This is a genomic window from Bacillus sp. PAMC26543 (assembly GCF_014250375.1).
GTDB lineage: Bacteria > Bacillota > Bacilli > Bacillales > Bacillaceae > Bacillus > Bacillus halotolerans.
Genome location: NZ_CP060193.1, coordinates 2,177,044 through 2,189,909 on the forward strand (window position 1 = coordinate 2,177,044; position 12,866 = coordinate 2,189,909).

The window sequence follows — 12,866 nt, forward strand, 5'->3', positions numbered from 1 at the left end:
ATGGATTATGAAAAAGAACGAACAGAACGGGCGGAAAGGATACAAAAAGGCGGAGCGAAGAAGTATCATCGCAGCAACCAAGAAAAAGGCAAGCTCTTTGTTAGAGAGCGGCTTGCCCTTTTATTTGACGATGACATCGAGCTTGAGGACGCTTTTTTTGCAGAATGTATGTCAGACGGGCTTCCCGCCGACGGAGTCGTAACCGCCATTGGTAAAATCGGCGGCCAAACCGTCTGCGCCATGGCAAATGATTCTACAGTGAAAGCAGGCTCCTGGGGAGCAAAAACAGTCGAAAAAATCATCAGAATACAAGAAACAGCAGAAAAATTAAACTGTCCGCTCATTTATTTAGTCGATTCGGCAGGCGCCAGAATCACCGACCAGATCAATGTATTTCCGGGCAGAAGAGGCGCAGGGAGAATTTTTTACAATCAGGTCAAATTGTCAGGGCGCATTCCCCAAATCTGCCTTCTATTCGGCCCGTCCGCAGCTGGGGGTGCGTATATTCCTGCCTTCTGCGATATTGTCGTCATGGTAGACGGTAACGCGTCCATGTATCTAGGCTCGCCGCGGATGGCGGAAATGGTGATCGGCGAAAAGGTGTCACTTGAAGAGATGGGAGGCGCCCGCATGCATTGTTCAGTTTCCGGCTGCGGAGATATTCTCGCTGAAACTGAACAAGAAGCCATTCACTTGGCACGCTCATATTTATCTTACTTTCCGGCAAATTATAAAGAAAAAGCGCCTGTACAAGAAAAACGGCCGCCAAAGCCCTTTGACATACCGCTTTCCGACGTTATTCCGCAAAACCAAAATGCACCTTTTAATATGTTTGAGCTGATCGATCGTGTAATAGATGAAGGCTCTTTTTTTGAAATCAAAGCTTTATTCGCACCGGAAATCATTACAGGTCTTGCGAGGATTCACGGACAGCCTGTCGGAATTATCGCGAATCAGCCAAAAGTAAAAGGCGGTGTCTTATTCCACGATTCAGCGGACAAAGCCGCTAAATTTATCACATTATGCGACGCCTTTCATATTCCTTTGCTGTTCTTAGCGGACATTCCCGGCTTTATGATCGGCACAAAGGTAGAACAGGCCGGAATTATCCGCCATGGAGCCAAAATGATTTCAGCGATGTCAGAAGCAACCGTCCCCAAGCTTTCTGTGATCGTGAGAAAAGCCTATGGGGCGGGGTTATATGCTATGGCCGGACCGGCTTTCGAACCGGATTGCTGCATAGCGCTTCCAACCGCACAAATCGCCGTAATGGGCCCTGAAGCAGCCGTAAACGCTGTCTATGCCAAAAAAATCTCCGATCTGCCGAAAGAAGAGAAGGCTCAATTTATCAGCAGCAAACGTGAGGAGTACAAAGAGGACATCAATATATACCGCTTGGCTTCAGAGATGATCATTGACGCGGTAATCCCAGCCAATTCATTGCGCGAGGAATTGCACAAACGGCTTATGGCGTACATGACAAAGGAAGTGACATTCACCAATCGAAAACATCCGGTCTATCCAGTTTAAAAGGAAGTACCAGGAGCGTGATAAGCGCTCTTTTTATTGTTTTAGATAATTTTATTATGTAAACTAATCAACTGTGCATAAAACCCTCTGTTTTTTACAATAGTAAATAAAGGCTGCCGCACACCTATAGCGGCAATCTCCAGTATGATAAAAAGGGGCCTTTATTATGTACCATTTATATTCACATAACGACTTGGACGGAGTAGGGTGCGGGATCGTTGCGAAATTGGCTTTCGGGAAAGAAGTTGAGGTCCGTTATAACTCTGTCAACGGCTTAAATGCTCAAGTCCAATACTTCTTAGAAAAAGCAAAAGAGAGCAGCAGACACGATGCCTTATTTATCACGGATCTTGCTGTCAATGAAGAAAATGAAAAGAGGCTGAACGAGTATGTCCATGCGGGCGGAAAAGTGAAACTGATTGACCACCATAAAACAGCCCTTCATTTGAATGAGCATGAGTGGGGATTTGTCCAGGTGGAATACGATGACGGACGTCTTGCATCGGCCACATCTCTTTTATACGACTATCTTGTCCAAAATGATCTGATGAAGCCGACAAACGCCTTAGATCAATTTACAGAGCTCATCCGCCAATACGACACTTGGGAATGGGAGCAGTACGATCAAAAACAGGCAAAGCGGCTCAATGACCTTTTCTTTTTGCTTTCAATCGATGAATTTGAACAAAAAATGATTCAACGGCTTTCTGCCCATGACGAATTCTTCTTTGATGAATTTGAAGTGAAACTGCTTGATTTAGAAGAAGAGAAAATCGAGCGCTACCTTCGCAGGAAAAAAAGAGAAATGGTGCAAACCTTTGTTCACGAACACTGTGTAGGTATCGTTCACGCAGAATCGTACCATTCTGAACTCGGAAACAGACTCGGAAAAGACAATCCGCATCTTGATTACATTGCCATTTTAAGCATGGGATCAAAACGAGCCAGCTTGCGCACCATTCATGATTACATTGATGTTTCAGAAGTAGCAGGCCGGTACGGAGGCGGGGGGCATGCGAAGGCTTCAGGCTGTTCCATAACGGACGAAGTATACGATTTGTTTGTAGCTGAAGCATTCCGAATGGAACCGGTCCGCCCAGATGCATTCCGTAATTTCTATAATCTGAAAGGGTCGGCAAACGGCTCATTATACGAAAATCGCGAACAAATGAGATTCTTCCTGTTTCCTTCGGACAACGCATGGAACATTCAAATTAACGGGGAGACACAGGATGAAACCTTCTCGGCTTTTGAGGAAGCAGAATGGTTTATTAAAAGGAATTACGCGGCATCTCTTGTACGAGATGAAGTGTTTGTCGCATTTTTAGCGGAACATATGAAGCTTTCAAATCATCATCGAAAATAACAAAAAAATATGCATAGGGGAGAGTCCTCCCTATGCATATCCATTAGCTATCGTTTAGCTATCGTTTAAAAATGGCTGTGCGTTTTTTTATGACAAAATAAAGTGCAATGACCACTATAGCCAGTATCATAATCGGTGTTGTATAAGTGCCCGCAATGTTCTCAACGTCATCCCACTGGCTTCCGAGCTGAATGCCTAAATAAACAAACAGGATAGACCACGGAATGATAGCAAGTACAGTCAGTACCACAAATTTGAGAAACGGCATTTTGGCAATGCCTGCGGGAATTGATATCGCATGTCTGACAACCGGTATAAAACGTGCCGAGAAGACAACCCCCGTACCGTACTTTTGAAACCAGTTTTCTGACATGTCAATGTGATGCTTTTTAATCAATAAGTACTTCCCGTATTTGTCCAAAAACGGCCTGCCGCCATAGCGTCCGATCCAATAAATAAAGATCTGGGCAATGGTGCCCCCGATAACCCCCGCAATGATGGCGCCGATAAATCCAATCGTGCCTTCCGATACCATATAGCCGCCATAGGCCAATACAATTTCACTCGGTATGATTTCGATCATCAACCCAATTGCAATGCCCGCATATCCCATATTCGTCAGCCAAGTTAAAATTTCGCTTATCAAACTGCCCACATTCTTCACAACCTGTCCTTATCTTTTTCACTATTATATGACTGATTGACGAGCAAGATGGTTACAAATTTTTTTATCGCAGCACTTCTTTTGTTTCCCGTTTGAGCACTTCTTCTAAATAAGCTAAAAGCTGAGATCTCATTTCAGGACGCATTAAGCCGATTTCGGTGCTTGCTTTAAAACAGCCCAATTTATCGCCAATGTCATATCGTTTTCCTTCCAGAAGCCGCGCATGAATAGGCTGGGTACGGCAAACCTCACGAAGTGCATCTGTTAATTGAATCTCATTGCCTGCGCCTCTCCCGATCGACTTCAAAACAGGGAAGATAGAAGGATTCAGTACATATCGTCCCATCACTGCAGTTTCGGAAGGGGCTTCTTCCGGAGACGGTTTTTCAACTAAATCGTTCACTTCATACACATGGCCTTGAGAGCCTGATGTCTGAATAATGCCATATTTGCTGACATCCTCAGGGAGAACAGACTGTACGCCGACAACCTCTGTGCCATAATCGGCGTATACATCCATTAATTGCCGAAGAGCCGGCTTTTCAGACACCATAATATCATCGCCTAATAGAACGGCAAAAGACTCATCTCCGATAAAATGCTCCGCACACAGCACCGCATGACCTAAGCCGAGGGGTTCTTTCTGGCGGATATAGTGTATGTTGGCCAAATCGGCAATCTGCTGTATTTCCTTAAGCGTCTCCGTCTTGCCTTTTTCCCGCAGATTGAATTCCAATTCCGCCGACCGGTCAAAATGATCTTCAATCGAGCGTTTGTTTCTCCCTGTAATAATCAGTATATCTTCAATTCCTGACTCTACGGCCTCTTCTACAATGTATTGAATTGCCGGTTTGTCTACAATCGGGAGCATTTCTTTCGGCTGCGCCTTTGTCGCCGGCAGAAATCTCGTTCCTAAACCCGCTGCGGGAATAACCGCTTTTCTCACTTTTTTTCTCATTCATCTTCACTCCTGATCCTGTATGTTTTTCAGCGAATCTCCAAATACCCAGATTCGGTTTCCGATAAAATTCATCATCATTCCGCCGATAGTGGCGGCGAACTTACTCACCAAAAGCGAACAGCCGCCTTTTTGAAATAAATATAGCAGCAAAAAGGTGATCCCCGACGCGGCAATATTAATCATGAGAAAGCGCACGATCTCTTTTCCGTCAGCCTTACGGTTTACACGAAACGTCCAATTCCGGTTCCACACATAGCTGTTGATGATACCTGCCGAATAGGAGCAGATCTGTGCCGGCAGATAAGGGACATGACAAGCGGTGAGAAGAAAGAAGACACCAAAATCTATCAGCGTATTTCCGACGCCCACGGTGCAAAAACGGCCTAATGTTTTTATTTTTTCTTTCAACATAACCGCACCCGGTTTTGACCTCCCTTCATAAAAAATGCAGATGGCTGTCACATTTGTTGATATGAATTACTTTAGCGGACAGTGTTGAATAAACAATTACTAAAATATGAACAAAACATGAAAAATAATGAGGCCTTGCAGATTCATTAAGTTAATAGTTTGATCTTGTAGGTTGACATATTTTACGAGGAACACTAATATTCTGAACAAGTGTTAACCTTTAATAAATTTAGTTAACATTCATTCTCAAGGTTAGAAAGGAGGGGAATATGATGCAGGAAGAAACATATTACAGCGTCAGAATGAGAGCTTTCCAGGACGCCCCCTATGAACAAGGCGGAGAACGGGTCATCACTTACAGCGGTTTACAGGAAGGGGTGAATGGCTTATTACATAAAGGCTTCTCGCACTCGAGAGGGACAGCGACAAAGCAAAAGGCATCACAGGTCAGGCCGTAGTTATGGACGGCGGGTATACCGCAATAGTTCTTGTACTCTAAAAAAAACAGCCGCTCTGAACGGCTGTTTTTTTGCGCCTGAAAACCTTTTAAGACTGATTTTCCCACCTTATATATTCAATGAATAAATGTATCCAGTTTCTTTGTAAAACCGAACAATAATTCCTCCGAAAGTATTCTATACACATTTATTATAATCATGCTAGGATGTTAGATAAAGGGATATTTTGTATAATATTGCATCTCTATTCAATGTGATCGGAGGGAACTCTTGAAAAATCCTGCCTTTTTATTTCCTGCCAGCAGCATGCATCGGCAAGCTGTGGTACGTGTCATCAGGATGGCGGAGGAAAAAGGGGGGGCTAAATATACTTATTTGAATGTCAGTGCGCTTTTCACAGTTCGATGATATGATCGGCATCCGATTTATGTGTCCTTCATGACCTGTGTGATCACCCCCCATTTTTAGAAAAAAGGAGGATGTTAAGTCATGAGTAAAAAGTGTAGCGTATGTTTATGGGTTCTTGCTTTATTATTGAGTTGCTTATTTGGGGAGTCTGCGTATGCAGCCAGTACTACAATTGCAAAACATGCAGGGAATTCAAACCCCCTTATAGACCATCATTTGGGAGCAGATCCGTTTGCGCTGACCTATAACGGAAGAGTCTACATCTATATGTCAAGTGATGACTATGAATATAATAGCAACGGAACGATTAAGGATAACTCATTTGCCAATTTGAATAGAGTATTCGTCATCTCTTCAGCGGATATGGTGAACTGGACAGACCACGGAGCCATTCCGGTAGCAGGTGCCAACGGGGCTAATGGCGGCCGGGGGATTGCGAAATGGGCAGGTGCGTCCTGGGCCCCGTCAGTCGCAGTTAAAAAGATAAATGGTAAGGATAAATTCTTCCTTTATTTCGCAAACAGCGGCGGAGGTATCGGGGTTCTCACCGCAGACAGCCCGATTGGCCCATGGACCGACCCAATCGGAAAAGCGCTCGTAACGCCAAGTACGCCAGGAATGTCCGGTGTTGTATGGCTTTTTGATCCGGCAGTATTTGTAGATGATGACGGCACCGGTTACCTGTATGCCGGGGGGGGCGTTCCTGGCGGTTCAAATCCAACGCAGGGACAATGGGCCAATCCTAAAACAGCAAGAGTCATGAAATTGGGGCCTGATATGACCAGTGTTGTTGGAAGTGCAGCTACAATTGATGCGCCTTTTATGTTTGAAGATTCGGGAATGCATAAGCATAACGGAAAATATTACTATTCCTATTGCATCAATTTCGGGGGCACGCACCCGGCCGATAAACCCCCAGGTGAGATCGGCTATATGACCAGCTCAAGTCCCATGGGTCCCTTTACATATAGAGGGCACTTCCTGAAAAATCCGGGAGCATTTTTCGGAGGTGGCGGAAACAACCACCATGCTGTTTTCAATTTAAAAAATGAGTGGTATGTGGTGTACCATGCTCAAACTGTCAGTTCCGCTCTGTTCGGGGCCGGCAAAGGATACCGTTCTCCCCATATTAATAAGCTGGTGCATAATGCAGATGGATCCATTCAAGAGGTTGCGGCAAATTATGCAGGCGTAACACAGCTTTCCAATTTGAATCCATTTAACCGGGTAGAAGCTGAAACGTTTGCCTGGAATGGACGCATATTGACCGAGAAATCTTCAGCAACCGGCGGGCCGGTAAATAATCAAAATGTAACAAGCATTCATAACGGAGACTGGATTGCTGTAGGAAATGCAGACTTCGGGGCGGGCGGTGCCAGAACGTTTAAAGCAAATGTAGCATCCACTATAGGCGGGAAAATAGAAGTGCGTCTAGACAGTGCAAACGGTAAGCTTGCAGGAACCCTGAATGTACCTTCCACAGGCGGAGCGCAAACCTGGAGAGAAATAGAAACTGCGGTAAGCGGTGCAACCGGTGTACACAAAGTTTTCTTTGTATTTACCGGAACAGGTACAGGAAACTTGTTTAATTTTGATTACTGGCAGTTTACGCAAAGATAGCACCGTAATGGCTCCGCTTAAGAAACGAGAAGGGTGCAGAACTGACCAACGCCGGAGCAGCCCCCATTATGGATATAAGGAAAAGTTTGATATACAACCTTTTGTTTGCAATATAAAAGAAGACAGATCAGATTCTTCTAATACCGTAAAAGACATATGAAGGAGAGGAAAAAATGATTTCAAGCGTAAAAAAACCAATTTGTGTATTATTGGTATGTTTCACTATGCTGTCAGTCATGTTAGCCGGGCCAGGTGCTACTGAAGTTTTAGCAGCAAGTGATGTAACAATTAATTTATCTGCAGAAAAACAAGTGATCCGCGGTTTTGGAGGCATGAACCACCCGGCTTGGATTGGAGATTTGACAGCAGCTCAAAGAGAAACCGCTTTTGGCAATGGACAGAATCAGTTAGGTTTTTCAATCTTAAGAATTCATGTGGATGAAAATAGAAATAATTGGTACAGAGAAGTGGAGACTGCAAAGAGTGCGATCAAACATGGAGCAATCGTTTTTGCTTCTCCCTGGAATCCTCCAAGCGATATGGTTGAGACTTTCAATCGTAATGGTGACACATCAGCTAAACGGCTAAGATACGATAAGTACGCCGCATACGCGCAGCATCTTAACGATTTTGTTACCTACATGAAGAATAATGGCGTGAATCTTTATGCGATTTCTGTTCAAAACGAGCCTGATTATGCGCACGAATGGACGTGGTGGACTCCGCAAGAAATACTTCGTTTCATGAGAGAAAATGCCGGTTCCATTAATGCACGTGTCATTGCACCAGAATCTTTTCAGTACTTTAAAAATATATCGGACCCCATTTTGAACGATCCACAGGCGCTTAGGAATATGGATATTCTCGGAACTCACCTGTACGGTACTCAGGTCAGTCAGTTTCCTTATCCTCTATTCAAACAAAAAGGAGCAGGGAAAGAGCTATGGATGACGGAAGTATACTATCCAAACAGTGACAACAATTCAGCGGATCGCTGGCCCGAGGCATTAGGCGTTTCAGAGCATATTCACCATTCAATGGTGGAGGGAGATTTTCAATCTTATGTTTGGTGGTACATCCGCAGATCTTACGGTCCTATGAAAGAGGACGGTACGATCAGCAAACGCGGTTACAATATGGCTCATTTCTCGAAGTTTGTGCGTCCCGGCTATGTAAGGGTAGATGCAACGAAAAATCCTAATGCGAACGTTTACGTGTCAGCCTATAAAGGTGACAACAAGGTCGTTATTGTTGCCATTAACAAAAGCAATACAGGGGTCAACCAAAACTTTGTGTTGCAGAATGGATCTGCTTCTCAGGTATCTAGGTGGATAACAAGCGGAAGCAGCAATCTTCAACCTGGAACGAATCTCAATGTAACGGGCAATCATTTTTGGGCCCATCTTCCAGCTCAAAGCGTGACAACATTTGTCGCAAATCGTTAAGGGGACCTCAGGCAAGCGGGCCCGCGGACATGTTTTGCCAAAAATCCATATAGCAAAACCAGAGAAGAGGAATAAACTAGAGGAAGAAATTATATATTTAATTTGATGGGTTTTTTTGAATTTTTGGTAATACAATTCTGTTTCTGAAAATGACAGAGTTGTATTACCCTTTATTATTTGGGAAAGTAAAAGTGGATCCATTCTGAACGACCGATGCACTATCACTGAGATATTATGAATATTTATAGAAGGGTATTGTAGAACCTTGTCGAAATTTTATAGAAAAATCTTGTTAAAAGAGATGTGCACATGTATTCGCTCATTAAGTATTCGCTCATTAACATGAAAAGAAGCAGCAAGTTTGGAAATAATTATTGGGAATTATATAGTCCTTAACTAAAAAGGAATGTTCGCTTGTTCAGTGATCTAGAATACGATTTTTGGGTTCTTGTTGAAACAGACCCTAAAACAGTTTTGAAAAGCGCTTATAGCGCAATGTATGTATTTCACATTCGCCACTTTTATTAATGAAGGGGGAACAAGAAAGTGAAAACTTATGACGCATTTCCAGAACCAATTGGCGGCTATGCTGTTGGTCGAACCCAGATGGATGTTGAGTACACGGCATCAGATCACTCAAAAAGAGAACTGACGGCGTTTGTGTATTATCCATCTGACAGCAGCGAAGGGAAGACTACATCAACGTACATGTTTTCTGAAGTCTATGAGATGCTTAATGAGCAGCCACTTGTCACTGCGTATCTTAAAGGGAAGGATGTTTTCTCTATAGATATCAAGACCCAGTGTTACGACGACCTTGCTCTCTCCGGGAAGGAAAAGCGCTATCCGGTGTTATTCTATGTTTGCGGCGGGGGCGGTTCTCCAGAATGGGGTACAGTGATCTGTACAGACTTGGCAAGCATGGGATATGTTGTGGTAAGCATTGGCCATCAGAATAGCACGATGTATAAGCGTAAAGATGGGCGCCTGTTTAATGTTTCAAAGGATTTTTCGGATGTCATTATGGCGTTTTCTGAAGATCCGGAGATGCTGGCGTTGGCTGGTAAGATGGAGATGCGGCCTGACGATGAAACTGCCATTGAGATGTGCCATAACGTGCTTACACTGCCGATACTTGCCAAGTTAACAGAGTATAGTGAATTACAGGCAGAAGATGTAAGGTATGTAGCCGATTATCTTTACAAATTGGATTCTGGAGAGCTGAATTCCATCTTTAAGGGCAGATTGTTGCTTGACATCGGCATGGGCATAGTCGGACATTCTTATGGAGGGCCTACGACGGCGATTGTTTGCCGGGACGACGACCGGTTCGCCTGCGGGATTGGCTTGGATAGCGGTGCGTTCGACCTTCTCGACAGCGACCTTAAGAAACCCTTTTTGCTACTGTTTTGTGAACCTAACTATAACATGAATGCGATAATTGGCGCTAACAATAGCATGGAAACCTATTATTTCTCTGTTGATCGTGTTGCGCATTTAGATTACTGCGACATCGTGTTTACCAGTGTTAATGAGGAACTCAGAGGCGAACGGGATGCTATAGAGATGCGAAATCTTGTTACAGACTATACGAAGAACTTTTTTGATCATTACATACTGCAGAAGGCTGCAAGTGTGGAGAGTCTGGCATACGATGGCGTGGACTTGATCAAGAAAACCAGCAACAAGTGACATAACCGAATTGGGCATTGGAAGCGGCAAAACAATTAAAAAAATCAACTGACGAAATAGATTATTATTACAAGCTCAAGGGTGCAATGATTTGTCAAATTTCATTGCACCTAAACAATTATTGTTTTCGCGAGCTACTTTAAAGTTTTTTTCTTATACAGATAATAATCCTGGCATAAGAGAGGCTGAACAACAATGGTGTGGATTTACGACTTATTTTAGTTAACATAATATATATTCTAGGAAGTAATTAATTTCAAAGAAATTCTGTCTCAATAACAAAGTATACTTAAGTTAGTGAGACAGAATAAGAAAATTACTTGCAGGTTGGCCAATTTCGATTGCTTTTCATTTCAAGTGTCAAATGCCTGAGCTTCAGCAAGTCTTATTAAGAAACTTTAAAATGGCGAAGTCAATCCATAATATACGGCTTCCAGCTCTTCCAATGTCATATCACCGTATGCGCATTTGATCACCGAATCAGCAAACTCATCATAATCATAATCGCTGGTAAAGCCTTGCTGCAGAAGTTTTTCGTAGGCTTCAATCTGTTCTTTTTGGTTTTGGATTTCTTTTTCCTTTCCTGGATAGTCCGGTCCGTTAACCAAGTCGCTGTTTTGTTTGAACAGCAACATATACTGTTTCAATGTTTCGTTCACAGCTTGTACCTCCTTGTTCTGCCGCTTGTTAGATAGTGAAAACGGACACCAATTGTGATGTCCGTCAAAACAGTCACTATTTGGGTTCTGTTCCCCAAATCAGTTTTCCGTTATTATATAATGTGATTTTTTTTGTATCTTTAAACGTATTCGACTGGAAAAAAGAATAATCACCGGCTTGTGAATAATTGCTCCAGTCCTCATTGTGAAGACGAATTTGAATTTCTCCGGTGCTTGCTCCCGGTGACAGCGTCCCGTTTCTAAACCCAAGTTCCAGATAGGCATCTGCACCTTTTACAGGTTTATGTAATGTCACAAACTTGTGCGTCACATTGCTGCATCCGATCTTCGCGTAATCACAGTCGAAGTTTTGGCCTTTGTTTTTCGTGTTATACCAGTAGCGGACAGTTACATTTTTTAAGTTAACGGTGGTCTTGCTGTTGTTTTTCACATTGATCTGAGGACGGATTTGGTTGCTGTTCACACTTCCATCCCCTGTTCTGTATTGCACAGAGATGCTGTTTTCCTGTGCGGGTTTCTCTTGCTTTGGCGTCTCAGATCTGTCTTCACTCGAATTTTGGGAGCCGCGAATGTTTTCTCTTACAAATGTCCCTGAAGCGGATAAATCTGATAACGGCCAGCCGCCTGTTTTAGATGCCCCCGGCTTTAAAGCTGAGGATGATTCCTGCTTATCAGAAAGGTTCCAGTTTACCCAGCTGATTTTCTTGCTGTCGAGATAATTCAGCCATTCCCTCGACTGGTCAAGGTATACCCCTCCATTTCCGGAAGCGTCACTCGTCCCCCATTCCGTTACAAAAATCGGAGCTCCTTTGCTGAGCGCATAGTCCGCTTTATCCCTTAAAAACTGGCCGTGTGTACCGGCATAAAAATGAAGCGCGTACATGACGTTTGCATCCTTAAGCTGATCATCCGCAGCATCGTTGACATCCTGGCTCCAAGTGCCTGTTCCGGTAATAATGATGTTATCCGGGTCATTTTTACGGATAACAGAAATCACTTCTTCCGCATACGGTTTGATATCGCGCTTCCAATTTACATCACCGTTCGGTTCATTAGCAATTTCATATATAACGTTTGGTGAGCTTCCGTAAAGGCTTGACATTTCCTTAAAGAATTCCTTCGCCTTCTCTTTATTTTGATTTGGATTGCCGTCATTTAAAATATGCCAGTCAATGATGACATATATCCCGAGCTCTTTTGCCGCTTCAACAGCTTCTTTGACTTTATTTTTCACAGACGGATTCTCGATATAACCGCCGTCAGCCGTGTACATTGCCGCCCGGAAGACGGTAATTCCCCAATCGTCTCTTAGCCATTTTAAAGTGTCTTTATTGACATAATCGCCGAACCACTGCAAACCGTGTGAGCTGATCCCCTTCAGCTGCACCGGTTTTCCGTTTTGATTGACTAGCTGAGTACCTTTAATGCTAAGCTGGCCATTAAGGGCTACAGGCGTTTTCGCCCCTGCTGCAGATGCTTCTGGTGCCGCGACACCGCTAATTGTTAATACTGTCATTAATAAACATGCGATAAAGATAGAGACTGAACGTTTCATATAGCATTCTCTCCTCCTTCAAATAATCATGTAGAACGTATGGCTAATAGCTGCCGTTCTCCCTCCCTTTCTTTTT

Annotated in this window: 10 protein-coding genes and 1 pseudogene; 6 read left to right on the forward strand and 5 right to left on the reverse strand. The window is 43.5% G+C overall.

The annotated features are described in order from the left end of the window. Together H7F27_RS11100 and H7F27_RS11105 are read left to right on the forward strand one after the other, a co-directional pair. Window positions 1-1,530 (forward strand): acyl-CoA carboxylase subunit beta, encoded by a 1,530-nt coding sequence (locus tag H7F27_RS11100; protein WP_185847916.1) that lies wholly within the window; start codon window positions 1-3, stop codon window positions 1,528-1,530. 166 nt (window positions 1,531-1,696) lie between these two features. After that, window positions 1,697-2,896: a DHH family phosphoesterase gene (locus H7F27_RS11105; RefSeq protein WP_106021635.1), complete on the forward strand. Its 1,200-nt coding sequence runs from the start codon at window positions 1,697-1,699 to the stop codon at window positions 2,894-2,896. 58 nt (window positions 2,897-2,954) lie between these two features. Here H7F27_RS11105 and H7F27_RS11110 read toward each other — a convergent pair whose 3' ends face one another. The 3 genes from H7F27_RS11110 to H7F27_RS11120 form a co-directional block, all read right to left on the reverse strand. After that, entirely contained in the window at window positions 2,955-3,551 is a 597-nt protein-coding gene (locus H7F27_RS11110; protein WP_014113955.1) for an undecaprenyl phosphate transporter UptA, read from the reverse strand. A gap of 73 nt (window positions 3,552-3,624) precedes the next feature. Then, a complete protein-coding gene (gene galU / locus H7F27_RS11115) occupies window positions 3,625-4,518 on the reverse strand; it encodes a UTP--glucose-1-phosphate uridylyltransferase GalU (protein ID WP_024121606.1) in 894 nt (297 codons plus the stop codon). A gap of 6 nt (window positions 4,519-4,524) precedes the next feature. Then, a complete protein-coding gene (locus H7F27_RS11120; protein WP_081638314.1) occupies window positions 4,525-4,983 on the reverse strand; it encodes a GtrA family protein in 459 nt (152 codons plus the stop codon). A 221-nt stretch (window positions 4,984-5,204) separates the two neighbouring features. Here H7F27_RS11120 and H7F27_RS11125 point away from each other — a divergent pair. The 4 genes and pseudogenes from H7F27_RS11125 to H7F27_RS11145 all read left to right on the forward strand — a co-directional run. Continuing rightward, window positions 5,205-5,354: pseudogene (locus H7F27_RS11125) on the forward strand (6-carboxyhexanoate--CoA ligase); the annotation flags it as partial. 525 nt (window positions 5,355-5,879) lie between these two features. Further along, on the forward strand, window positions 5,880-7,418 hold the full coding sequence (xynD, locus tag H7F27_RS11135; protein WP_024121602.1) for an alpha-L-arabinofuranosidase: 1,539 nt from the start codon (window positions 5,880-5,882) through the stop codon (window positions 7,416-7,418). Between the two features lie 173 nt (window positions 7,419-7,591). Continuing rightward, on the forward strand, window positions 7,592-8,863 hold the full coding sequence (locus tag H7F27_RS11140; protein WP_024121601.1) for a glucuronoarabinoxylan endo-1,4-beta-xylanase XynC: 1,272 nt from the start codon (window positions 7,592-7,594) through the stop codon (window positions 8,861-8,863). 546 nt (window positions 8,864-9,409) lie between these two features. Next, entirely contained in the window at window positions 9,410-10,555 is a 1,146-nt protein-coding gene (locus tag H7F27_RS11145; protein ID WP_185847917.1) for an alpha/beta hydrolase, read from the forward strand. Between the two features lie 398 nt (window positions 10,556-10,953). Here H7F27_RS11145 and H7F27_RS11150 read toward each other — a convergent pair whose 3' ends face one another. Both H7F27_RS11150 and H7F27_RS11155 read right to left on the reverse strand, forming a co-directional pair. Next, window positions 10,954-11,214, reverse strand: coding sequence for a YnfE family protein (locus H7F27_RS11150; protein WP_024121599.1), 261 nt, complete (start codon window positions 11,212-11,214; stop codon window positions 10,954-10,956). A gap of 76 nt (window positions 11,215-11,290) precedes the next feature. Beyond that, complete coding sequence (locus tag H7F27_RS11155; RefSeq protein WP_024121598.1) at window positions 11,291-12,790, reverse strand: cellulase family glycosylhydrolase; 1,500 nt, start codon at window positions 12,788-12,790, stop codon at window positions 11,291-11,293. Between the last annotated feature and the right edge of the window lie 76 nt (window positions 12,791-12,866).